Raw genomic sequence first — 21,358 nt, forward strand, 5'->3', positions numbered from 1 at the left:
GATGTTCGCCGATCAGCACTTTACCCGTATGGAAACCCTGCGCGCCCAGCTTTCTACCGTGGTGGCACCGGTGCAGTGGGTTGTAAGCGTGCCAAGCGATCTGCTCAGCTGGGGCACCGTGGCGTTTTCTGAACAGCAGGCGCTGATGGAGGAAAATCGCCGGCTGCGAGAAAACATGCTGACTTTGTCGCGTCGCGCCCAGCGCATGGCGAGCCTCCAGGCGGAAAACGCCGAGCTGCGCCGTTTGCTGGACGCCGCGCAAAAGCGCGACATCGCCTATATGACCGCTGAGCTTATATCGCTGGACAGTGACCCGTTCAGCCAGCGCATGGTGGTCGATCGCGGGCGGCGCAACGGGGCCTATGTGGGCCAGCCGGTGATTGATGCCACCGGCGTGGTCGGCCAGGTGACCTCGGTATCGGCGTATTCCAGCCGGGTCATCCTGCTTGCCGATGCCAGCCATGCGCTGCCGATACGGGTCAATCGCAACGGGCTGCGTTTTATCGTTCAGGGCACCGGCCGCTACGGTACGGTCAAGGTGCTGCACGTGCCCGATACCGCCGATATCCGCGAAGGGGACCTGCTGACCACGTCGGGTTTGGCCGAGCGTTTTCCCAAAGGCTACCCGGTAGCGCGGGTAACCGAGGTGTTTCATGACCCGGGCCAGCCTTTTGCCCGGGTGACGGCGCGCCCGCTGGCGCGCCTGGAGCGCTCCCGCCATTTTCTGATGCTGTTTCCGCCGCCGCCGAAAAGCCGGCTGCCAAGCCTTGGGGGCGATGGCCTGGCCATCAGCGAGACGGCGCTGGGCAGCGCCTACCGGGTGGCCGCCGCGCTGGAGTCGGCGGACGCTTTGAGGAGACCTTGATGGCGCGCGCCTTTGACGTATCGCTCCCTGTGATCTGGCTTTTTCTGCTGCTGGCGCTATGCCTGCAGGTCATGCCGCTGGCGGAAGGCTGGCAGCTGTACCGGCCGGACTGGGTGGGCCTGATGCTGATCTACGGCTGCATGTACGCCCCGGGGCGCGTGGGCGTGCTGCACGGGTTTGTGCTGGGTATTTTACTGGATTTGATGCAGGGCAGCGTGCTGGGCCAAAGTGCGCTGGTGTTGTCGCTGCTGGGCTTTCTATGTGCGCTGGTCTACGCGCGTTTTCGCGCGTATTCGCTTTTGCAGCAGGCCGTGCTGATTTTGGTGCTGCTGGGCATTGTGCAGCTGGTGGACCAGTGGATCAGAACCCTTTGGGGCGACTTTGCCATTCATCTGGCTTTCTTGCTGCCGGCGCTGTCCAGCGCTTTGCTGTGGCCCTGGCTTGCCACGCTGCTGGACGCTGTTACCGGCCGCAGGAGAACGCCATGAGCGCCGCTGACGCTGTGCTGTGCTTGGCCTCGGCATCGCCGCGCCGGCGTGAGCTGCTGGCATCGCTGGGCGTGCCGGTCACGGTGATACCCTGTGATATTGACGAGACAGCCCGGCCCGGAGAGGCGCCGGACGCCTACGTGCGCCGCCTGGCGATGGCCAAGGCCGAAGCCGCCAGCGGCCGGAGCGCGCTGCCCACGCTGGGATCAGACACGGCCGTGGTGCTGGACGGCGCCATTCTGGGCAAGCCCCGGGATGAGCGCCACGCCGCCGACATGCTCAGTGCTCTGGCCGGCCGCGAGCATCAGGTGCTGACGGCGGTTGCCGTGAACGGCCCGGCCGGCAGGCACAGCGCGTGCGTGAGCACCCGGGTGGCACTGCGCGACATCAGCCCGGCGGAGATAGCCGCCTATTGGCGCACCGGCGAGCCCGCCGACAAGGCCGGCGGCTATGCCATCCAGGGATATGCGGCGATATTTGTCAGCGGCATTCACGGCAGCTATTCCGCGGTAGTGGGGCTGCCGCTATACGAAACGGCGACGCTTTTGCGCCGCCAGGGCGTGGCGCTTTGGCACGGGGCCCTGGCGTAATCCCGGCTTTGCCCCAGACTTGCGGTAACGACATTAAGGAAAGCTGCATGAGTGCTGAAGTTCTCATTAATTTAACGCCGATGGAAACCCGCGTGGCGCTGGTGGAAAACGGCGTGCTCCAGGAGGCGCTGATCGAGCGCTCCTGCCGCCGGGGCATTGTCGGCAACATTTATAAAGGCCGGGTGGTGCGCGTGCTGCCGGGCATGCAGGCGGCGTTTATCGATATTGGCCTGGAGCGGGCGGCTTTCATCCACGCCCACGAGGTCATGCCGGCCGGCACGCCGGCCGACGAGCAGCTGACCATCGGCCAGCTGCTCCACGAAGGCCAGGCGCTGGTGGTGCAGGTCACCAAAGACCCCATCGGTACCAAGGGCGCACGGCTGACCACCCATCTGTCGATTCCTTCACGCTATCTGGTCTATATGCCGGACTCGCCGCACGGCGGCGTCTCCCAGCGCATTGAAGACGAGCGCGAGCGTGAGCGGCTGCGCGGGCTGCTGGAAACTACCGTGGCCGGCCAGCCGCTGGAGGCCACCGGCGGCTTTATCGTGCGCACGGCCGCCGAAGGCGTCGGCGAAGAGGAGCTGGCAAGCGATATCCACTTTCTGCTGCGTCTGTGGCAGCGAGTGGGCGAGCGCAAGATCACCGCCGCGCCGCCCTCGGTGATCTATGACGATCTGCCGCTTTTTATCCGCACCCTGCGCGATGTCATGCGTGACGATATCGAAAAGGTGCGCATTGATTCCCGGGAAAACTTTGCCCGCCTCAAGGAGTTTGCCCGGGAGTTCATGCCCGCCGTGGCCGAGCGCATCGAGTACTATCCCGGCGAGCGCCCGCTGTTTGATCTGTACAGCGTCGAAGACGAGGTCCAAAAAGCGCTCAGCCGCCGGGTGCAGCTGAAATCCGGCGGCTATCTGATCATCGACCCTACCGAGGCGATGACCACTGTGGATGTCAATACCGGCGGTTTTGTCGGCCATCGCAACCTCGAAGAAACCATTTTCAAGACCAATCTGGAAGCGGCCAACTCGATTGCCCGCCAGCTCAGGCTGCGCAACCTGGGCGGCATTATCATTATCGACTTTATCGATATGGAAGATGTCGAGCATCAGCGCCAGGTGCTGCGCCTGCTGGAAAAAAACCTGGAGCGCGACCATGCCAAGACCAAAAGTACCGGCGTCACCGAGCTGGGTCTTGTGCAGCTGACGCGCAAACGCACCCGGGAAAGCCTGGCCCAGACGCTGTGCGAGGCCTGCCCCACCTGCCAGGGCCGGGGCATGCTGAAAACGCCGGAAACGGTGTGCTATGAGATTTTTCGCGAAATTCTGCGCGAAGAGCGGGCGTACAACGCCGAAACCTACATGGTGCTGGCCGCCCAGCCGGTGGTGGACCGGCTGCTGGACGAAGAGTCCACCTCGGTGGCCGATCTGGAAGCCTTCATCTGTAAAACCATTCGCTTTCAAGTCGAACAGCACTATTCACAAGAGCAGTACGACATCGTACTGATGTAGCCCATGTCCCTGCTTGCGCTGCGAAAAGCGGGCCTGCTGGCGCTGGCCTGGTGTCTGGGCACGCTGGCCGTGCTGCTGTTGGCGCTGCGCCTGCTGGCCGGCCAGGTGGATGCGCTGACGCCGCGCCTGGAGGCTGTGCTGCAGGAAAGCCTTGGCGCACCGGTGAGCATTGCCTCGCTGTCGCTGGACATCGAACGCGACGGCCTGCGCCTGGAGCTGCGCGACGTGGACGCCGCGCTGCCCGATGCGGCGCTGTTTTCCCTGGATACGCTGCGCCTGCGGCTGGATCTGCGGCGTTCGCTGCAGGCGCTGACGCCGGTATTTCGCCAGACCCACGTTGACGGCTTTTCCCTGCACCTGTACCGCGGCGAAGGGGCGGGCTGGGGATGGCCGGCCCGGGCAACGCTGCCGCTGTACTGGGCGCCGGATACCCGCGTAGACCTTGACGCCGTCGATGCCTGGACGCGGCTGATCCTGCATCAGCGCCTGCAAATCACCGATACCCGCCTATTGATGCACGGCGACGACGGCAATGCCACCGTGCATGCGCCAGCGCTGCAGCTGGACGGCAGCGACAAGCGCATTCGCCTGGCCGGAGACGTCACGGTGGCCTCTTCGCTGATGCCGCAGACGCCGCCGGACTTGCCGGCTGCCACCCTCAAGGCCGACGTGCGCCCGGGCCGCGACGGGCTGAAGGACTATTCCGCGGCCCTGCAGCTGGACATGCAGCTGGAGCAGCTCTCGGCGCTGGTCGAGGTCGTGCGCCCTGACTATGTGCCAAAGCTGGCGCTTTCCGGCGGCCACTCTCGGCTCTGGGGGCGCTGGCAGGCCGGCCGGCTGGAAGATATCCGCCTGCAGTTCGGCCTGCCCGAGCTCAAGCTCACCCAGGCGGACAAGCAGGTCGTGCTCAAAGGGCTTGAGGCCCGGGGCCAGTGGCGCCGCGACGGCGACGGCGGTAATGCCTGGCTCAGCGGCGATGTGGCCAAGGCAGAACGCGTGGCGACGTCAGGCGAACGGGCACCGACGCTGCCCCGGCACTGGCAGCTGACCCACCACCAGCGCGACTGGCAGCTGCGCACCAGCACTTTTGAGCTGGATTCGCTGGCCGCCTGGGGCGATTACGTGGTGCTGCCCGAATCGCTCAAGCGCCCGCTGGCCGCCCTCGCCCCCGAAGGCACCGTGAGCGGGCTGCAGGTAGGCCAGCAGGACGGCGAGTGGCAGGTGAGTGCCGCGCTCCATGATGTGGTGGTGTCGCCCTGGGGCGAGGCCCCCGGCGGCGGGCCGCTGGACGCCTGGGTAGAAGCGCGGGACAGGCGCGGGCGCGTGACGTTTGCCGGCGATGAGGGGACATCGCTGTACTTCCCCCAGGTATTTGCCCGGCCCATGGCGCTTGACCGCGCCGAAGGCCGGGTGCAGTGGGTGCATGACGGCCCCAGCACGCAGATCAGCGGCCGCGGGCTGGACGTGACTTGGCGCGGCGCCCGGGTACAGGGCGAGTTCGGCTTGGCAAGCGGCGGTGAGCGCCAGCAGCTGGGGCTGGATCTTGCCTTTGAAGATGTGGACGCCGTCAACACGCCGCTGATCGACTGGCTGCCGGTCCGGGTGCTGGAGGATGATCTTACGCAGTGGCTGGCCGAGGGCGTCAGCGGCTACGTCGACCGGGGTACGCTGCAGATTACCGCGCCATTGGACCAAGACGCGGTCGCCGACGACGTAGATACCACCCTGGCGCTTGACGTTCGCCAGGCCGCGCTGCCCACCGCCCCGGAATGGCCGGCGCTGGAGAACGTGGCAGGTACGCTGAAGCTCGCTCAGGGACGCCTTGAAGCGCAGGTGGCGCAGGCGCAGAGCCACGGCATACGCGCTACCAACGGCGAGGTGGCGTTTGAAACGGCAAGCAAAGAGCTGGCCATTCAGGGGGATCTCACCGCCGATGCGCAGGCGCTCAGCGCATTTTTTCTTGCCGCCCCGCTTGAAGCGGCCAGCCAGCTGGAGAACATTCACGCCCGGGGCGACGCGCGCGGCGCGCTGGCCATGGAGCTTGATCTGGACGATGCCCGGTCGCTGGCCCTGGACGTGCACGTCAAGCCGCGCTTTGAGCGGCTGGCCTATGCGCCTTTGGGGATCGGCCTGGATGAGCTGACAGGCGATGTCACCTGGCAGCAGCGCGGCCGCGAAGGCGATCTGCTGGGCGAGGCCCGGGCGGACTTTCTGGGCGGCGATATCCGCGCTGCGTTTACGCCGGGCAACGTCGCCCTGAGCGGCCAGGCCAGCGCCGGCGGGCTGCTGGAGGCGCTGGGCATGACGCCGCAGGCCGCAGCGAAACTGGCGACCGGCACGGCGCGCTGGCAGGGCGCGCTTACGCTTGACGAGGCGCCGTCGCTGCATCTGGAAAGCGGTCTTGACGGTATGGGCATCCACCTTCCCGCCCCGTTTGCCAAGGCCGCCGACGCGTCTTTGCCGTGGACGCTGGACGCCTCGCTCGACGCCGGGCGCCTGGAAAGCCGGCTGGGCCGTATGGCAACGCTGCGCGCCCGGCCGCTCGACGACGGGCTTGCCGGCAACGTTAACCTTGGCACCCGAGCGGCGCGCCTGCCCGACTGGCCAAGCCGCAGCGGCTGGCGCGTCAACGCGGCCGCGGAAAAGGTCGTAGTGCTTGCATGGCACAGCGTCGCCAAGCGGCTTGCCGCCGGAACCCGGTCAGAAAGCGCCAACCGTGCGCTAAGCGGAAAGCCAGTAACGCTGTCTCTGGCGACGCCGTGCGTGCAGTACAACGGCGAGTGCCTGGGCGGTGTGAGCGCCACAGGGCAGCGCCTGGACGGCGGCGGCGTGGCGCTGGCGCTTGCCGGCGATGTGCTGGTCGGGCGATTGCGCTACCGCCCGCGCGATGCCGCACCGGTGGATATCACCGTGGAGCGGCTGCTGGTTGACCGGCTGCTGGGGCTTTCCGCGCCGGATAGCCCGCCATCCGAGGCCGCCGCGCCGGCCCCCGGCGGCTGGATGGACGCGGTCAAGACGCGAGTGCCGGCACCGGCGGCGATGCCGGAGTGGCTGACCGATCTGCCCGACGGGCGGCTGCGGGTGGCGGATATCGTCGTCGGCAACAAGCGTTTCGGGCCGCTGACGGCCTACTGGCAGGCCGGCCGGCATCACTTCACCCTGGCGCCGGTGGGGCTGACGCTGGGAGAAATATCGGCGCGCGGTGAACTCACCTGGCAGGGCAGCGATCATACCAGCCAGACCCGGGCAGACCTGACGCTTGACGGCGGCGACGTGGGCACGGCCCTGGCGCAGCTGGAGCAGCCGGTGGCCATGCGCAGCGACAGTGCCCGGGTGGCCGCGACCCTTGAGTGGCCCGGCGCGCCCTGGCAGTTTGCCCTGAGCCGGGCCGGGGGGGAGATTTCCACTGATATGCGCAGCGGCCGCTTCGTTACGCTGGATTCGCCTTCGGCAAGGCTGGTGGGGCTTTTGAACTTTGATAACATCCTGCGCCGGCTGCGGCTGGATTTTACCGACGTGACCGGCCGCGGTACCGCCTTTGATCGCGTTGATGGCAAAGCCGACGTGGCCGGCGGGATACTGCGCCTGCGCGGCCCCTTGCGCATCAAGACGCCGGCGACCACCATGCGGCTGACCGGCAGCGTGGATCTGCTAAGACGTGAACTCGACCAGCGGCTGGGGATCACACTGCCCATCAGCCAGAACTTGCCCCTGGCCGCGCTGGCGGCCGGTGCGCCGGTGGTGGGCGGTGCGCTTTTTGTCGCACATACGCTGTTCGGCGATGCCATCGAGCGCGCCACAACGATTCATTACCGGCTTGACGGCCCCTGGGCTTCGCCGGACATTACACTGGAAGGTTCCCAATGACGCAGCTTGATCAGGCAGCTTCGATGTTACTTACCCCCGGCGGGCTGGATCTGGACCGCCTGGATACCGGACTTGCCCACGCCATGGGGCCGGGTATCGACTACGCCGATTTGTATTTTCAGCGCATCTGGCAGGAAGGCTGGGTGCTGGAAGACGGCCAGGTCAAAGAGGCCAGCTATAACATTGACGGCGGCGTGGGCGTGCGCGCGCTGGCCGGAGAAAAAACCGGCTTTGCCTATTCCAACCAGATTACCGCCGATGCTCTGGTGGATACCGGAAAGACGGCTTCGAGCATTGTACGCAGCGGCGCGCGCCTGGCCGGGCAGGCCGTCAGGCCCGTCAGCGCGGCGCTGCGCTATCCGGGCCTTGACCCGCTGGCCGGGCTGAGCGCGGATGACAAGGTGGCCATGCTCACGCTGGCCGATCGCGTAGCCCGCGCCGCGGACCCGCGCGTCAGCCAGGTCAGTGCGTCGCTTTCGGGCACCTACGAAGTGGTGCTGGTGCGCGCAAGCGACGGCACCCTGGCAGCGGATATTCGCCCGCTGGTGCGGTTTAACGTCAGCGTGATTGCCGCGCACAGCGGCCGGCGTGAGCGCGGCAGCGCCGGCGGCGGCGGACGCTACTCCATGGCCGAGCTGCGCGATGCCGGCGTTGCCGAGCGCTACGCCAAAGAGGCCGTGCGCCAGGCGCTGGTCAACCTGGAGGCGGTGGACGCGCCGGCCGGGCAAATGCCGGTGGTGCTGGGCGCGGGCTGGCCGGGCATTCTGCTCCACGAAGCCGTGGGCCACGGCCTGGAGGGCGATTTCAACCGCCGTGGCAGCTCGGCATTCGCCGGCAAGATGGGCCAGCGCGTGGCGGCCAAAGGCGTCACCGTGGTGGACGACGCCACGATCAAGGACGGCCGCGGCTCGCTCAGCGTGGATGACGAGGGCACGCCGGGCCAGCGCACGCCGCTGATCGAAGACGGCCTTCTTACCGGTTATATGCAGGACAAGCTCAACGCCCGGCTGATGGGCATGGCGCCTACCGGCAACGCCCGGCGTGAATCCTACGCCCACATGCCCATGCCGCGCATGACCAATACCCTGATGATGGCCGGCCAGGACGAGCCCGGCGACATTGTGAAAAGCGTCAAGCGCGGCCTCTACGCGGTGAGTTTCGGCGGCGGCCAGGTGGATATTACCTCGGGCAAGTTCGTGTTTTCCGCAAGCGAGGCCTACCTCATCGAAGACGGCAGGATCACCGCGCCGGTGAAAGGGGCCACGCTGATCGGCAACGGCCCCGAGGCCATGGGGCAGGTGTCCATGATCGGCCACGACATGGAGCTGGACAGCGGCATCGGCGTATGCGGCAAGGAAGGGCAAGGTGTCCCGGTGGGGGTAGGCCAGCCCACTCTGAAGCTCGATGAGCTGACCGTGGGCGGGACTCAGTCCTGAGCCTTGAGCTCGGCGCTTTCGCGCAGATGCTTGAACAGCTTGCGCGCGCTTGTCGGCGGCTTTTGCTGCTCGGCCTCGCGCCGGGCGTTGCGTATCAGCTGGCGCAGCACCTGGCGGTCGGCGTGGGGGTATTCCTGCACAAAGCCCTCCACGGCGCTGTCGCCTTCATCAAGCAGGCGGTTGCGCCATTTTTCCAGGCGATGAAAGGCGTGGTCACGCTGGCTTTTTTCCCGCTCGATGGCGTCAAACTCGCCGCGAATGGCGGGCAAGTCTTCCTTGCGCATGAGCTTGCCGACGTATTGCATGTGGCGCCGGCGCGCCTCGCGAGAGGTAATGCGCGCGGTTTCGGCAATGGCCCGCTCCATGTCGTCAGACAGCGCAAAGCGCGCCCGTTCGCCGGGCTTCATGGCGATCAGCGTTTCGCCGAGCTGCTGGAGCTCGTGCATTTCGCGTTTGAGCTGGGATTTGCTGGGGCGTTCGTCAGGGGCCTCAACGGCCGGGTCGGCATGTTTTTTGGACATGAACTCACTCGTTAACGGTGATAGATAAACAGGAGGCCATTATGGCACAGGCATTTGATGCCCGGGCGCAGCAGAGCGTGCTGGCGTCCCGTGCGGAGCTGGCGCTGGCGCTGGCCAAGCAGCGGGGAGCCGACGCGGCGGAAGTAGGGGCCAGCGTCGACCAGGGGATCGAGGTTAGCGTACGGCTGGGCGAAGTGGAAACCGTGGAGCTGTCCCGGGATCAGGGGATTGCCGTGACGGTTTACGTAGGGCAGCGCAAGGGCAGCGCCTCCTCCACCGATGCCGGCGAAGACTCCATTCGTGCAACGGTTGAACAGGCGTTGGCCATTGCTCGCTATACCGGCGAAGATCCGGCGTCCGGGCTTGCCGATGCGGCGCTCATGGCTCGGGATGTCCCCGATCTCGACGTGCACCATCCCTGGGCGCTTTCGACCGAGCAGGCCATTGAGCTGGCGCTTGAGTGCGAGCGCGCCGGCCGCGCCGTTGAAGGCATCACCCAGTCTGAGGGGGCGACGCTGTCTACCGGTGAAGGCGTGCGCGTGTATGCCAACAGTCACGGTTTTATCGGCACTCAGAAAGGCAGCCGCCACGGGCTTTCGTGCACCCTTATCGCCGAAGACGAAAACGGCATGCAGCGCGACATGGACTACACCACGGCCCGGGATCCTGCAGCGCTGCGTGCGCCGGCCGATGTCGGCCGCGAGGCGGCCCGAAAAACGCGGCGCCGGCTGGGGGCTCGCCGCCCGCCGACCGGCACTTTTCCGGTACTGTTCGATCCGTCGCTTGCCGGCGGGCTGGTAGGGCACCTGATGGGGGCTCTTGCCGGCGGGGCGCTGTATCGCCAGGCGTCGTTTCTGTGCGATAGCCTGGGCAAGCCGCTGTTTCCGGCGTGGTTCAACCTGGAAGAGCGCCCCATGGAGCGCGGTGCCACGGCCAGCTCGCCCTTTGACGGTGACGGCGTGCAAACGCGCAGCAACCGCTTTATCGAGCAGGGCAAGGTGGCAAGCTATATGCTTTCGGCCTATAGCGCTCGGCGGCTGGGCATGGCCACTACCGGCAACGCCGGCGGGGCACGCAATCTGCGCATAGAGGCCCCTCTGGAGCCGGTCGAGGCGCTGCTTGCGCGCATGGATCGCGGCGTATGGGTAACCGAACTGATGGGCCAGGGCGTCAACGGCGTGACCGGGGACTATTCCCGCGGGGCCAGCGGTTTTTGGGTGGAAAACGGCCGGGTGCAGTATCCCATCGAAGAGTTTACCGTTGCCGGCAACCTTGAGCAGATGTTTGCCAATCTGACGGGGCTGGGAAATGACCTGGATACCCGCGGCAGCATCCACACCGGAAGCTGGCTGATTGACGCCATGACCGTGGCGGGCAACCAGCCAAGCGTTTAGCGGTCTTCGTCGAAGCGAGCGGCAAACAGCGCTTCGACGGCGTCGAGGGCCTGGGCGGCCTCTTCGCCCTCGGCGTGCACGGTCAGTTCGGTGCCGCAGGGGGCAGCCAGCATCAGCAGCGCCATGATGTTGCCGGCGTCGGCCTGCTGTTCTCCCTTGTGCACCGTAACCTGGGCGGTGAATCGCTGGCAGCAGGTGACAAGCCGGGTTGCGGCGCGGGCGTGAAGGCCGCGCCGGTTGGTCAGCGTCAGGGTCTTGCTGGGCACGCGGTGTCCTTATGTTGTTGTCTCGGTCGGCGAGGTGTCGTCGGCCGCCGAGGCCGAATGGGTATACTGTACCTGGGTATACTGTACCGATAGCTCGCGGTGGCGCACGTGGATATCGTGGCGGGCGTCGAACAGCCGCCGGCCCAGCTGCTCGACCAGATAGACCGAGCGGTGCTGGCCGCCGGTGCAGCCAACGGCCACGGTGATGTAGCTGCGCTGGCTGTTCTGGTATGCCGGCAGCCAGCGCGCAAGCCAGCCGTAAATGTCTTCGCCCATGGCGTCCACGATCGGATAGCCACGCAAAAACGCCTCGATTTCCGGGTCGCGCCCGTTCAGGCCGCGCAGGGCCGGGTCCCAGTAGGGGTTGGGCAGGCAGCGCGCGTCGAATACCAAATCGGCGTCCAGCGGCACGCCGCGCTTGTAGCCGAAGGATTCCACGGTCAGGGTCAGCTGCCCGGGGCGGCGGTGAGCCACCTGGTCGGTGATTCGCCGGCGCAGATCGTGTACCGAAAGCCTTGAGGTATCAATGGTCAGATCGGCCAGGTCGCGCACGTCGCCGAGGGTGTCTTCTTCCTTGGCGATGGCTTCTTCCAGGGTCATGTCGGCGCTGCGAGTGAGCGGATGGCGGCGGCGCGTGGCGGAGTAGCGCTCCAGCAGGATGCGGGCGTCAGCGGTGAGATAGACCACGTGAAAGCCGATGCCTCGTTCGCGCAGGTCGTCGAGCAGGTTCGGCAGCTGCGCCAGGGCCCCGGGCAGGTTGCGCGCGTCAATGCTGACGGCCAGATGGGTGCGCCCGGCATGGACGTGCAGCTCGTCGACCAGTGCACCCAGCAGCATCGCCGGCAGGTTGTCAATGGCGTAATAGCCCAGGTCTTCCAGGGCCTGCAGGGCAATGGATTTGCCCGAGCCGGAACGACCGCTGATGATGACCAGTTGCATGGCGTCTCTCGTGGATGGCGAGCGCTTGGGCGAGGCGAGGCAAAACGCTCGGCAGTGGGGAAAGCGGGCGGCTATGCGCCGGGCGACTGGCGAATCTTGTCGGTGATCAGCGAAAGCAGTTCGCGCTGGCTTTGCGCGCGGCGCAGCTGCATTCGCGTGTGGCCGTCGTTCATGATCATGGCTACCTCGCCGAGCAGCGCCAGGTGCGTATCGTCGGCCTGTTCGGGAACCAGCAGCACAAACACCAGGTCGACCGGGTCGCCGTCGATGGCATCGAAGTCAACAGCTTCGGAAAGCTTGAGAAAGCCGGCAATGGGCGACTGGCAGTGCGGACTTCTGGCATGGGGAATGGCCACGCCGTTGCCGATGCCTGTGCTACCGAGTTTTTCCCGGTTGATCAGGCGGCTGAAGACTTCCTGGCTGTCCAGGCTGGGGATGTTTTGCGCAATAAAGGTGCTGAAAAATTCCAGCACCCTTTTTTTGCTGCCCCCGGGCACGTCGTAGAGCACGCGCTCCGGGGGTAGGATCGCTTCCAACGTCATTATGCGTTAACGCACGCCGGCGCCCTGGGCGCGAGCCTGTGCTTTTTCCTTGTGTTTGACCAGCTGGCGATCAATCTTGTCGGCCAGCGCGTCGATGGCGGCGTACATGTCGGTGTCGGTGGCTTCGGCGTGCAGCTCGGCACCGGCAACGTGCATGGTGCAGGCGGCCTGCTGGCGTTCTTTTTCCACAGATAAGGTGACTTGTACGGTGGTAATGTTGTCGTAGTGGCGCTCGACCCGGGCGAGCTTTTCATTGACGTAGTCACGCAAGGCGTCAGTCAGTTCGATATGATGACCGGTAATATTGACCTGCATGGACGTACTCCTTATCCGTCGGAATGGGCTTTGATTGTACCCCTTTTTGCCGGCAAACAAAGCCCCCGGCAAAAGATTCGCCATCAGCCTCGGCGGCGGCGTTCGCTGGCAGAGGGAATGCCCAGCGCTTCACGATATTTCGCCACGGTGCGCCGGGCAACGCGAACACCGGCTTCGTCGAGCCGTGCTGCCAGGCGGGTGTCGGAAAGCGGTTTGGCCGGCGGCTCCTGTGCCACCAGCTGCTTGATGCGCGCGCGGATGGCGGTGCTTGAGTGGGCGCTTTCGTCGTCCCCGGCCAGCTGGCTGGAAAAAAAGTACTTGAGCTCGAAGACCCCGCGAGGGGTGTGCAGATATTTTTGCGTCGTCACCCGGGAGACCGTGGATTCGTGCATGCCGATCGCCTCGGCGATATCGGTTAATACCAGCGGCTTCATGGCGGCATCGCCGTGTTCGAGAAAGCCCAGCTGGCGCGACATGATTTCACGGCCGACGCGCAGCAGGGTGGCGTTACGGCTGTCGAGGCTTTTGATCAGCCAGCGGGCCTGCTGCAGATGGTCTTTGAGAAAGCAGTTGTCGCGGCTGCTGTCGGCCTTGCGGATCAGCGCGGCGTAGTCGGGCTGAATGCGCAGCTGCGGCAGGGCATCGGGGTTGAGTTCGAGCTGCCAGCCGTCTTCGCCGCGCCGGGCGAGCAGATCCGGGAGTACGTGGCCGTCGCCGGCGCTGTCAAAGCCGCTGCCCGGGCGCGGGTCGAGGCTTTTGATCCGCTTGATGACCTCGTCGAGCTCGGCATCGTCAAGACCCAGCCGGCGCTTGAGCAGGCGCGTATCCCCCTGGCCGAGGGCGGTGAGAAACTGCCGCGCCAGCCGCCGGGCCGGCATCAGCAGCGGCGTGTCGGCGGGCAGGGCGTCGAGCTGCAGGGTCAGGCATTCGCCCAGATCCCGGGCAAAAACGCCGGTGGGGTCGAACTGCTGCAGACGGGCGAGCGTGCGCTCAAGGCAATCGGCGCTGATGGGCCGGCCCTGGTGGCCCTGCAGGCCCTCGCCGATGGCTTGCAGCGGCTGGGTCAGATAGCCGTTGGCATCTACCGCGTCAATCAGCGCCTCGCCTGCCAGGCGTTCGTCGGGCTTCATATCCTGCAGGGCCAGCTGCCAGAGCAGGTGGCCCTGCAGGGTCTGGCCGGCGGCCTGGCGCTCAAAGTCGGGGCCTTCGATAGTGCGGGGGGTATCCTGGTAGGTGTCGGACCAGTCGCTGTCCACGGTAAGTTCGCCGGGGATCTGTTCGGCCCAGCGGTCTTCAAGGGCGTCATCGGAGCGCTCGGCGACGGGCTGCTCCTCGAACTCGTCTTCCTGTTCGAGCAAGGGGTTGGCTTCAACGGCCTGCTGGATTTCCTGGCGAAGGTCAAGCGTTGGCAGCTGCAGCAGGCTGATGGCCTGGCGCAGCTGCGGTGTCATGGTCAGCTGGGTGCCAACGCGAAGCTGAAGAGACGCTTTCATGGCCATGGAAAAATCACTCGTCGCAGCGGTCCGTTTAGCCTACGTCCGCGGGCCGGCCGGCGGCAAGCGGCGGGGTCAAAGGCGAAACGCCTCGCCCAGATACACATCGCGCACCTGCTGGTTGTCCAGGATGCTGTGCGGCGAGCCGTTGGCGATAATGCGGCCGTCGCCGACGATGTAGGCGGTGTCGCAAATATCCAGCGTTTCGCGCACATTGTGATCGGTAATCAGCACGCCGATGTGGCGTGCTTTCAACGCTCGGATCACGGTTTTGATCTCGCCCACCGAGATCGGGTCGACGCCGGCGAAGGGCTCGTCCAGCAGGATAAAAGCCGGCTCGATGGCCAGTGAACGGGCGATTTCTACCCGCCGCCGTTCGCCGCCGGACAGGCTCATGCCCAGGTTGTCGCGGATGTGGCCGATGTGGAAGTCGTCGAGCAGCGCTTCCAGACGTGCCTGGCGGGCGTGGCGGTCAAGGTCGCGGCGGGTTTCCAGAATGGCCATGATGTTGTCGGCCACCGAGAGCTTGCGAAATACCGAGGCTTCCTGGGGCAGATAGCCGATGCCGGCACGGGCGCGCTCGTGCATGGGCGCCTGGGAAAGATCGCGGCTGTTGATGCTCACTTGGCCGGCGTCGGGCTTGACCAGCCCGACGATCATGTAAAACGATGTGGTCTTTCCCGCGCCGTTGGGGCCCAGCAGCCCGACGATGCTGCCCTGGGCGATATCCAGGCTGATGTCTTTCACCACCTGGCGGCGCTTGTAGCTTTTGGCCAGATGGCGCGCGTGTAGCGTTTTATCCGCGGTGGCAGGCGTTTCGGCGGTGATGTCGTCAAAAGACACGGTGTGGCCCCTTTTTGCTGATGGTCGCGTACCGGCCGATGGCGGCGGGCGTTATTGTTCGGGCTGCAGCGTCATGCGGATACGCTGGTCGTCGCTGCCGTCTACCTCAGAGCGCGCCTGTACGACTTCCTGGTCGATGAAATACTCCAGCCGTCCGCCTTCAAAGTGGTCGCCGCCCTGATCCAGCTCGGCCTGGTCGATCAGCTCAACCCGGCGTTCGGCTACGTGATACACAATGCGCCGGGCGTGGCCTTCAATGGGCGCTTTGTTGGGGTTGGGGCGGTGGCGCAGGTAGGCGCGCTCACCAAACGAGGTGGCGCGCGAGAGCTCGCCGGCGTCGTTGCGCTGTATTTCAATCCGGGCGCCGTGCAGGCGCATTTCGCCCTGGCGTATCTTGACGTTGCCGCGATACACCGCCGTGCCGGCGCGCTGGTCGAGATCCAGACGGTCGGCTTCGACCTTGACCGGCGCGGCCGGCGGTGTCTGGGCGGAAACGGCGCCGGCCAAGCCCAGGCCCAGCGTTGCAGCGCCAAGGGCAGCGATGAGAAAAGCAGACAGGCGTCGGGTCATGGGGTGTCCTCAGGCGATGCCGTGGTCGGTGGATGATAGCCGCGTACCTGGTCGGTCAGGCGCACTTTGCCCGTGTCCAGCCAGGCGTCCAGCCTTTGTGCGCGCATGCGCTGCGGGGGCTGCTGGAGCGTCACCGGGGTGTCGCTCCAGGCGTGGCGCGTAGCGCTATCGTAGTAAAGCCGTTGGGTATCGAGCTGCCAGCCTTCGTTCGGCGCCGTTAACCGGGCATCGCCTTCCAGCATCAGCCGCTGCTGCTCGTCAAGGGTACCTGTGTTGGCGGTGGCCTGCCATTGGCGCTGCCGGCTGTCGATCAGCGTGGCGCGCGGGGTCTTGAGCCGGGTCATGGCTTGCTGAGGCGTATGGATGATGTGCGGCGAGGCAAGGCGCTGGGTCAGCCGGCCGGTTTCGTCGTAGCGCTTGAGTTCGGCGTTGTCGATGACGTGGCCGGGCTCTTGCGCTCGGGCGCCGGGATCGGGCGCGGCGTCACGGGTGTCGCGCTGGTCCAGCCACGCCAGCAGCGCGCCAAGGGCAACAATCACAAGCGCCAGCCACAGGCGTTTTTGCAGCCGAAAAAGCCGGTTGAAAGCGCTGCTCATGATGCCGGCGCGTGCCGATAGCGGGCCATGATGCTGTCCCAGTGGCCCTGGGCGGCAAGCAGCGCGTCGCAGATATCGCGTACCGCGCCGTGGCCGCCTGCGCGCGGGGTCACCCAGTCGGCGTGTTGTTGCATATAGGCCGGGGCGTTGGGCACGCTGATGCCCACGCCTGCGGCCTCGATGGCCGCCAGATCCGGCAGGTCGTCGCCGCAGTAGGCGACCTGCTCAAGCTCGATATCGAGCTTGGCACAAAGGGCGGTGAGCGCTTCGAGCTTGTTGTCGCAGCCCTGATACAGATGGGCGATCCCCAGCGCTTTGGCACGCTGTGTGACCATTGCCGAGTCTCGCCCGGTGATCAGTGCCACAGAAATGCCCACGCGTTTTAATAGCTTGAGGCCGTGGCCGTCTTGGGTATGAAACGCCTTGGTTTCCATGCCGTCGGCCTGAAAGTAAAGGCGTCCGTCGCTGAGCACGCCGTCAACGTCCAGGGCGAGAAGGCGTGTGCGTGCAAGCGTGGCGCTGGGCGCAACAAAAGAGTGAGGCATACAGCAGGCTCCGAAAAACAGGCTCCAAAAAAACAGGCTTTGAAAAAACAGGCTTTGAAAAACAGGTTCCGCAAAACAGGTCCCGCAAAACAGTCGATCAAAGGCGTTACCGCCGGCGCTAGATAACACCGCTGGCCAGCAGGTCGTGCATGTGCAAGGCACCGATCGGACGCTGATGCTCATCTACCACGGCAAGTGCGGTGATCTTGCCGTCTTCCATGATACGCACCGCCTCGGCGGCAAGCACGTCCGGGGCGATGCGCCGGCCCGGGCGCGTCATGACTTCATCGACCGTCAGGCGAAGTACGTCCTGATGCCGATCCAGCGTACGCCGCAGGTCGCCGTCGGTATACACGCCGGCCAGGGTGCCGTCAGCGTTGACCACGCAGGTAAAGCCCAGCCCCTGGCGGGTGATTTCCAGCAGGGCGTCGCGCAGCGGGCTGCCAAGCGGTACCCGGGGCAGGCGCTCGCCGCTGTGCATGATGTCGGCCACGCGCAGCAAAAGCCGCTTGCCCAGGCTACCGCCGGGGTGGGACAGCGCAAACTGCTCAGCGGTAAAGCCGCGCGCTTCAAGGAGTGCGACCGCCAGCGCATCGCCCAGCGCCAGCGCTGCCGTGGTGGAGCTGGTGGGGGCCAGATCCAGCGGGCAGGCTTCGCGCGCAACGCCGCTGTCGAGGTGGGCGTCGGCGTGATGGGCAAGCGTGGAGTCCGCCCGGCCGGTCATGCTCACCAGCGGCACGCCCAGGCGCTTGAGCAGCGGCAGCAGGGCGGTGACCTCGGCGGTTTCGCCGGAGTTGGACAGCGCCAGCACCAGATCGGTCGGGGTGATCATGCCCAGATCGCCGTGGCTGGCCTCGCCGGGGTGGACGAAAAAGGCCGGGGTGCCGGTGCTGGCAAGCGTGGCGGCCAGCTTGCCGCCGATGTGGCCGGATTTGCCCATGCCGGTGACGACCACGCGCCCCTGGCAGGCCAGAATCAGCTCGCAGGCGCGGTCGAAGTGGGCGTCCAGTTTGGCCTTGAGACCGCCAATGGCGGCCTGTTCTACGGTCAGAGTACGCAGCGCGCTGTCACGCGGGGAGACAAAAGCGTCGGTTGCATGAGACATGTGTGGCTCTTCTGTGAGGGGGTGGCTCTTTTGTGACATGACACGATAACGTCGCTGTGACGTTGGGTTCAGGGCCGGATGATACGATGGCGAAGCGCTTGCGCGCATCGCGGCTGCCCGGCGAGGGCAAGGTATCGTATCATTGCCGGCCAAATAGCCGAGCAGTTTATCCGCCGGCGCATGGATTCCGCCGGAGTATCGCGTTAAAGTACGCTGTTCGATAACCGCTGCGGGCGATGTGCGCCGTCGCCGGCGCAATGTCTCGTCGGGCACAGTCTGGCCCGACGTTTTGTGAATCAGACGAGAGTGCCATGACGGATTCGGCCTTTATTGAAGTGGAAAACCTGCACTTTTCCCGCGGGGGAAGGGCCATTTTTCGCGGCGTCAACCTGTCTATTCCGCGGGGCAGGGTGACGGGCATCATGGGCCCCAGCGGCACGGGGAAAACCACGCTGCTCAAGCTGATCGGCGGCCAGCTGACCCCGGATCGGGGACGCGTGCTGATCGACGGCGAGGACGTGCACCGGCTGTCGCGCAAGGCGCTGTTTGCGCTGCGCCGGCGCATGGGCATGCTGTTTCAAAGCGGCGCGCTGTTTTCCGATCTGGACGTGTTTGAGAACGTGGCGTTTCCGCTGCGGGTACACACCGACCTGCCCGATGCCATGATCCGCGATATTGTGCTGCTCAAGCTGCAGGCGGTGGGGCTGCGCGGCGCTCGCGCGCTGACGCCGGCCGAGCTTTCCGGCGGCATGGCACGGCGCGTGGCGCTGGCCAGAGCCGTGGCGCTGGACCCGGAGCTGGTGCTCTATGACGAGCCGTTTGTCGGCCAGGACCCCATTGCCAAGGGCGTGCTGGTGCAGCTGACTAAGCGGCTGGGCGAGGCGCTGTCGCTGACTTCCATTGTGGTTTCCCACGACATTCGAGAAACCATCAGCATTGCCGACTATCTGTATCTAATCGCTGACGGCGGGATTGTTGCCCACGGCACGCCGGCGACCCTTGATACCCACGACGATGCCCGTGTCAGCCAGTTCATGCACGGTGAGCCTGACGGCCCCGTGCCGTTTCACTACCCGGCGCCGCCCTTTTATCGCGACATTCTCGGCGCCGATGCGGCGGGGTCTATTCAGGGAGCAAACTAGATGGCGGCAGGTTTTTGGCAAGGGTGCGCGCGCACCTTCTCACGGCTGGCAGCGCCGCTAACGCGTCTGGGGCGCCGGGGGTGCAACGCCGTCGAGGCGTTGGGGCGGGCGAGTCTTTTCGTCGCCGGCTCGGTAGTGGGCATTCCCTCGGGCGAGGGAGTTCGTCTGTGGCTGCGTCAGATGCACTTTGTCGGTGTGCTGTCGCTGGCGATTGTGCTGGTGTCAGGGCTTTTTATCGGCATGGTGCTTGCTCTTCAGGGCTATACCATCCTGATTGATTTCGGCGCCGAGCAGGCGCTGGGGCAGATGGTATCGCTGTCGCTTTTACGCGAGCTGGCGCCGGTGGTGGCGGCGCTTTTGTTTGCCGGCCGTGCCGGCTCGGCGCTGACCGCGGAAATCGGCCTGATGAAAGCCACCGAGCAGCTGACCAGTATGGAGATGATCGGCGTGGATCCGCTGCGCCGCGTGGTGGCGCCGCGCCTTTGGGCCGGCTTTGTCTCGCTGCCGCTTTTGACCATTGGCTTTAGCGTGGTGGGCATCTGGGGCGGCTATCTGGTGGGCGTGCAGTGGCTGGGCGTGTCCGAGGGCTCTTTCTGGAGCAACATGCAGGCAAGCGTGACGTTTTTCGCCGACGTGGGCAACGGCATGATCAAAAGCCTGGTGTTTGCCCTGGTGGTCACCTGGATTGCGGTGTTTCAGGGCTATGACCTCATCCCGACGTCCGAAGGGATTTCCCGGGCGACCACGCGCACCGTGGTGTATTCCTCGCTTGCGGTTCTGGGGCTGGATTTTGTGCTGACCGCCGTCATGTTTGGCGGCCTTTAAACGCGGGAGCAGATGCATGCAACGCAGTAAAACCGTTGAGTTCGGGGTAGGGCTTTTTATCCTTGCGGGGATTTTGGGGCTGGTTTTTCTGGGCCTGCGCGTCAGCGGTCTGACGCTTTCGGCCCCGTCGGAAACCTTCCGGCTTGACGCCAACTTTTCCGATATCGGCAGTCTCAAGCCGCGCGCCCGCGTCACCATGGCCGGGGTGACGGTGGGCCGAGTGGAGTCCATTGACCTGGATACGCAGTGGTTTGACGCCCGGGTGAAAATGCGCCTGGACGGCGAGCTTGAAGGCGAACTTTCCCGCGATACCACAGCGGCGATTCTGACCGCGGGCCTGCTCGGCGAGCAGTACGTAGGGCTTAGCGTGGGCGGTGATCCGGAGATGTTGGCAGACGGCGACACCATCCGCGATACCCAGTCGGCGCTGGTGCTTGAAGAGCTGATCCAGCAGTTCGTATCGAGTATGGTCAAAGACTAAGGTTAAGCGGCACTCATTGATTTAGCGAGGAAGCGTATGAAGCTCACACATTGGCTAAGCGGCGGCGTGCTGGCCGTCTCTCTTGCGCTCGGCGCGCCGCTTTATGCCCAGCAGCAAACCCCTGAAGCGCTGATTCGGGATAACGTTACCGACTTTATGTCAGAGCTGAACGCCCGGGAAGACTACTACGCCAACAACATCGACGAGCTCAAGCAGCTGGTGGATGAAAGCCTCGATGAAGTGGCGGATTTTCGCTACATCGGCGCCAGCGTGATGGGCAGCTATTTTCGCAACGCAACCCCTGAGCAGCGCCGCCGTTTCGTGGATGTGTTTCGCCAGACGCTGATCGACACCTATACCCGGGGGCTTGTGACGTTTGACTACGACGAGCTGCGCGTGGTCAACGATCAGCGCCCGCAGCGCTACGAGGATCGGGCCAGCGTCGAGATGGAAATCGTGGCGAATAGCGGCGATATCTATCCGGTCAGCTATAGCCTGCGCCTTGACGACGACGAGTGGCGCGTGGTCAACGTCATCGTCAACGGCATCAACCTGGGGCTGACGTTTCGCAACCAGTTCGATCAGGCCATGCGGGAGAACAACCGCGACTACGACGCCGCGATTCGTGACTGGTCGCCAGGCGTTGGCGTGGATGAGCTGGAAGAAGGGAGCGGCAGTTGACAACGCTTTTTTCCCGCCACGGCGTGGTGCTGACGGCCACAGCCGACGGACTTGAGGTCAGCGGCAACCTGGGCACCGGCGTTGCCGCCGATCTGGCCACAGCCGGCGAACAGTGGCTAACGCGCGGCGAAGCGGCTTCGCTGACGCTGGATTTTCGCGGCGTCGAGCGGGCCAGCAGTGCCGCCATCAGCGTGCTTTTGCAGTGGCTGCGCACCTGTCGGGGCTGTGACGTCAGCGTCGATCAGATCCGGCTCTCTGAACCGCTTCGGCGGCTGACACAGCTGGCCGAGCTGGATACCCTGTTCGACCGGCCGGCGGCCTAGCCTGTCGCAGCGCCAATCGC

The 21,358-nt window shown here is 65.4% G+C and carries 23 protein-coding genes; 12 read left to right on the top strand and 11 right to left on the bottom strand.

What is annotated here, in order from left to right; genetic code table 11:
* Position 1: 1 nt before the first annotated feature.
* The 6 genes from mreC to tldD are packed head-to-tail and all read left to right on the top strand — an operon-like array spanning position 2 to position 8,757.
* Positions 2 to 865, top strand: a complete 864-nt coding sequence (gene mreC, locus ACZ415_RS09470; protein WP_425552696.1) for a rod shape-determining protein MreC — start codon at positions 2 to 4, stop codon at positions 863 to 865.
* Positions 865 to 1,353: a rod shape-determining protein MreD gene (gene mreD / locus ACZ415_RS09475; protein WP_344702076.1), complete on the top strand. Its 489-nt coding sequence runs from the start codon at positions 865 to 867 to the stop codon at positions 1,351 to 1,353. Before mreC ends, mreD begins: the two co-directional genes overlap by 1 nt.
* Entirely contained in the window at positions 1,350 to 1,943 is a 594-nt protein-coding gene (locus tag ACZ415_RS09480; RefSeq protein ID WP_344702074.1) for a Maf family protein, read from the top strand. The genes mreD and ACZ415_RS09480 overlap by 4 nt, the downstream gene beginning before the upstream one ends.
* A 47-nt stretch (positions 1,944 to 1,990) precedes the next feature.
* Positions 1,991 to 3,454, top strand: coding sequence for a ribonuclease G (gene rng / locus ACZ415_RS09485; protein ID WP_344702072.1), 1,464 nt, complete (start codon positions 1,991 to 1,993; stop codon positions 3,452 to 3,454).
* A 3-nt stretch (positions 3,455 to 3,457) separates the two neighbouring features.
* A complete protein-coding gene (locus tag ACZ415_RS09490) occupies positions 3,458 to 7,321 on the top strand; it encodes a YhdP family phospholipid transporter (RefSeq protein WP_344702070.1) in 3,864 nt (1,287 codons plus the stop codon).
* Positions 7,318 to 8,757, top strand: a complete 1,440-nt coding sequence (gene tldD, locus ACZ415_RS09495; RefSeq protein WP_344702068.1) for a metalloprotease TldD — start codon at positions 7,318 to 7,320, stop codon at positions 8,755 to 8,757. The genes ACZ415_RS09490 and tldD overlap by 4 nt, the downstream gene beginning before the upstream one ends.
* Here tldD and yjgA read toward each other — a convergent pair.
* On the bottom strand, positions 8,748 to 9,278 hold the full coding sequence (gene yjgA, locus ACZ415_RS09500; protein ID WP_344702066.1) for a ribosome biogenesis factor YjgA: 531 nt from the start codon (positions 9,276 to 9,278) through the stop codon (positions 8,748 to 8,750). The two genes, tldD and yjgA, sit on opposite strands and share 10 nt — an antisense overlap.
* A gap of 41 nt (positions 9,279 to 9,319) precedes the next feature.
* Here yjgA and pmbA point away from each other — a divergent pair, with 41 nt between their 5' ends.
* Positions 9,320 to 10,672 carry a metalloprotease PmbA gene (pmbA, locus tag ACZ415_RS09505; protein ID WP_344702064.1) on the top strand — a complete coding sequence of 451 codons (1,353 nt, stop codon included), beginning with the start codon at positions 9,320 to 9,322 and terminating at the stop codon, positions 10,670 to 10,672.
* Here the strand turns inward: pmbA and ACZ415_RS09510 are convergent.
* From ACZ415_RS09510 to ACZ415_RS09555, 10 genes are all read right to left on the bottom strand, one after another.
* Complete coding sequence (locus ACZ415_RS09510; protein ID WP_344702062.1) at positions 10,669 to 10,938, bottom strand: HPr family phosphocarrier protein; 270 nt, start codon at positions 10,936 to 10,938, stop codon at positions 10,669 to 10,671. The two genes, pmbA and ACZ415_RS09510, sit on opposite strands and share 4 nt — an antisense overlap.
* Positions 10,939 to 10,947: 9 nt before the next feature.
* Positions 10,948 to 11,877: an RNase adapter RapZ gene (rapZ, locus tag ACZ415_RS09515; RefSeq protein ID WP_344702060.1), complete on the bottom strand. Its 930-nt coding sequence runs from the start codon at positions 11,875 to 11,877 to the stop codon at positions 10,948 to 10,950.
* A gap of 71 nt (positions 11,878 to 11,948) precedes the next feature.
* Positions 11,949 to 12,419 (bottom strand): PTS IIA-like nitrogen regulatory protein PtsN, encoded by a 471-nt coding sequence (ptsN, locus tag ACZ415_RS09520; protein ID WP_344702058.1) that lies wholly within the window; start codon positions 12,417 to 12,419, stop codon positions 11,949 to 11,951.
* Positions 12,420 to 12,425: 6 nt separating this feature from the next.
* Entirely contained in the window at positions 12,426 to 12,734 is a 309-nt protein-coding gene (gene hpf / locus ACZ415_RS09525; RefSeq protein WP_344702056.1) for a ribosome hibernation-promoting factor, HPF/YfiA family, read from the bottom strand.
* Between the two features lie 83 nt (positions 12,735 to 12,817).
* Complete coding sequence (locus ACZ415_RS09530) at positions 12,818 to 14,233, bottom strand: RNA polymerase factor sigma-54 (protein ID WP_344702054.1); 1,416 nt, start codon at positions 14,231 to 14,233, stop codon at positions 12,818 to 12,820.
* A gap of 69 nt (positions 14,234 to 14,302) precedes the next feature.
* Complete coding sequence (lptB, locus tag ACZ415_RS09535; protein WP_344702052.1) at positions 14,303 to 15,070, bottom strand: LPS export ABC transporter ATP-binding protein; 768 nt, start codon at positions 15,068 to 15,070, stop codon at positions 14,303 to 14,305.
* 51 nt (positions 15,071 to 15,121) lie between these two features.
* On the bottom strand, positions 15,122 to 15,640 hold the full coding sequence (gene lptA, locus ACZ415_RS09540) for a lipopolysaccharide transport periplasmic protein LptA (protein WP_344702050.1): 519 nt from the start codon (positions 15,638 to 15,640) through the stop codon (positions 15,122 to 15,124).
* Positions 15,637 to 16,236 carry an LPS export ABC transporter periplasmic protein LptC gene (gene lptC, locus ACZ415_RS09545; RefSeq protein WP_344702048.1) on the bottom strand — a complete coding sequence of 200 codons (600 nt, stop codon included), beginning with the start codon at positions 16,234 to 16,236 and terminating at the stop codon, positions 15,637 to 15,639. The genes lptA and lptC overlap by 4 nt, the downstream gene beginning before the upstream one ends.
* Complete coding sequence (locus ACZ415_RS09550) at positions 16,233 to 16,781, bottom strand: KdsC family phosphatase (protein ID WP_344702046.1); 549 nt, start codon at positions 16,779 to 16,781, stop codon at positions 16,233 to 16,235. The genes lptC and ACZ415_RS09550 overlap by 4 nt, the downstream gene beginning before the upstream one ends.
* Before the next feature lie 118 nt (positions 16,782 to 16,899).
* Entirely contained in the window at positions 16,900 to 17,886 is a 987-nt protein-coding gene (locus tag ACZ415_RS09555) for a KpsF/GutQ family sugar-phosphate isomerase (RefSeq protein WP_344702044.1), read from the bottom strand.
* 311 nt (positions 17,887 to 18,197) lie between these two features.
* Here ACZ415_RS09555 and ACZ415_RS09560 point away from each other — a divergent pair, with 311 nt between their 5' ends.
* The 5 genes from ACZ415_RS09560 to ACZ415_RS09580 are packed head-to-tail and all read left to right on the top strand — an operon-like array spanning position 18,198 to position 21,338.
* On the top strand, positions 18,198 to 19,028 hold the full coding sequence (locus tag ACZ415_RS09560) for an ABC transporter ATP-binding protein (protein WP_344702042.1): 831 nt from the start codon (positions 18,198 to 18,200) through the stop codon (positions 19,026 to 19,028).
* Entirely contained in the window at positions 19,029 to 19,853 is an 825-nt protein-coding gene (gene mlaE / locus ACZ415_RS09565; protein WP_344702040.1) for a lipid asymmetry maintenance ABC transporter permease subunit MlaE, read from the top strand. It begins immediately after the preceding gene.
* Between the two features lie 16 nt (positions 19,854 to 19,869).
* Positions 19,870 to 20,334, top strand: a complete 465-nt coding sequence (mlaD, locus tag ACZ415_RS09570) for an outer membrane lipid asymmetry maintenance protein MlaD (protein WP_344702038.1) — start codon at positions 19,870 to 19,872, stop codon at positions 20,332 to 20,334.
* Between the two features lie 36 nt (positions 20,335 to 20,370).
* Positions 20,371 to 21,015: an MlaC/ttg2D family ABC transporter substrate-binding protein gene (locus tag ACZ415_RS09575; protein ID WP_344702037.1), complete on the top strand. Its 645-nt coding sequence runs from the start codon at positions 20,371 to 20,373 to the stop codon at positions 21,013 to 21,015.
* Positions 21,012 to 21,338, top strand: coding sequence for an STAS domain-containing protein (locus tag ACZ415_RS09580; RefSeq protein WP_344702036.1), 327 nt, complete (start codon positions 21,012 to 21,014; stop codon positions 21,336 to 21,338). Before ACZ415_RS09575 ends, ACZ415_RS09580 begins: the two co-directional genes overlap by 4 nt.
* The last annotated feature ends 20 nt before the right edge of the window (positions 21,339 to 21,358 follow it).

It is taken from the genome of Halomonas cibimaris (assembly GCF_055379665.1).

Coding starts and splice junctions, on each gene's coding strand:
- mlaE (WP_344702040.1), top strand. CDS start 19,029: ATGGCGGCAGGTTTTTGGCAAGGGTGCGCGCGCACCTTCTCACGGCTG.
- lptC (WP_344702048.1), bottom strand. CDS start 16,236: ATGAGCAGCGCTTTCAACCGGCTTTTTCGGCTGCAAAAACGCCTGTGG.
- ACZ415_RS09560 (WP_344702042.1), top strand. CDS start 18,198: ATGACGGATTCGGCCTTTATTGAAGTGGAAAACCTGCACTTTTCCCGC.
- rapZ (WP_344702060.1), bottom strand. CDS start 11,877: ATGCAACTGGTCATCATCAGCGGTCGTTCCGGCTCGGGCAAATCCATT.
- ACZ415_RS09550 (WP_344702046.1), bottom strand. CDS start 16,781: ATGCCTCACTCTTTTGTTGCGCCCAGCGCCACGCTTGCACGCACACGC.
- yjgA (WP_344702066.1), bottom strand. CDS start 9,278: ATGTCCAAAAAACATGCCGACCCGGCCGTTGAGGCCCCTGACGAACGC.
- mreC (WP_425552696.1), top strand. CDS start 2: ATGTTCGCCGATCAGCACTTTACCCGTATGGAAACCCTGCGCGCCCAG.
- tldD (WP_344702068.1), top strand. CDS start 7,318: ATGACGCAGCTTGATCAGGCAGCTTCGATGTTACTTACCCCCGGCGGG.
- ptsN (WP_344702058.1), bottom strand. CDS start 12,419: ATGACGTTGGAAGCGATCCTACCCCCGGAGCGCGTGCTCTACGACGTG.
- lptA (WP_344702050.1), bottom strand. CDS start 15,640: ATGACCCGACGCCTGTCTGCTTTTCTCATCGCTGCCCTTGGCGCTGCA.
- pmbA (WP_344702064.1), top strand. CDS start 9,320: ATGGCACAGGCATTTGATGCCCGGGCGCAGCAGAGCGTGCTGGCGTCC.
- mlaD (WP_344702038.1), top strand. CDS start 19,870: ATGCAACGCAGTAAAACCGTTGAGTTCGGGGTAGGGCTTTTTATCCTT.
- ACZ415_RS09555 (WP_344702044.1), bottom strand. CDS start 17,886: ATGTCTCATGCAACCGACGCTTTTGTCTCCCCGCGTGACAGCGCGCTG.
- ACZ415_RS09530 (WP_344702054.1), bottom strand. CDS start 14,233: ATGGCCATGAAAGCGTCTCTTCAGCTTCGCGTTGGCACCCAGCTGACC.
- ACZ415_RS09480 (WP_344702074.1), top strand. CDS start 1,350: ATGAGCGCCGCTGACGCTGTGCTGTGCTTGGCCTCGGCATCGCCGCGC.
- mreD (WP_344702076.1), top strand. CDS start 865: ATGGCGCGCGCCTTTGACGTATCGCTCCCTGTGATCTGGCTTTTTCTG.
- ACZ415_RS09490 (WP_344702070.1), top strand. CDS start 3,458: ATGTCCCTGCTTGCGCTGCGAAAAGCGGGCCTGCTGGCGCTGGCCTGG.
- hpf (WP_344702056.1), bottom strand. CDS start 12,734: ATGCAGGTCAATATTACCGGTCATCATATCGAACTGACTGACGCCTTG.
- rng (WP_344702072.1), top strand. CDS start 1,991: ATGAGTGCTGAAGTTCTCATTAATTTAACGCCGATGGAAACCCGCGTG.
- ACZ415_RS09575 (WP_344702037.1), top strand. CDS start 20,371: ATGAAGCTCACACATTGGCTAAGCGGCGGCGTGCTGGCCGTCTCTCTT.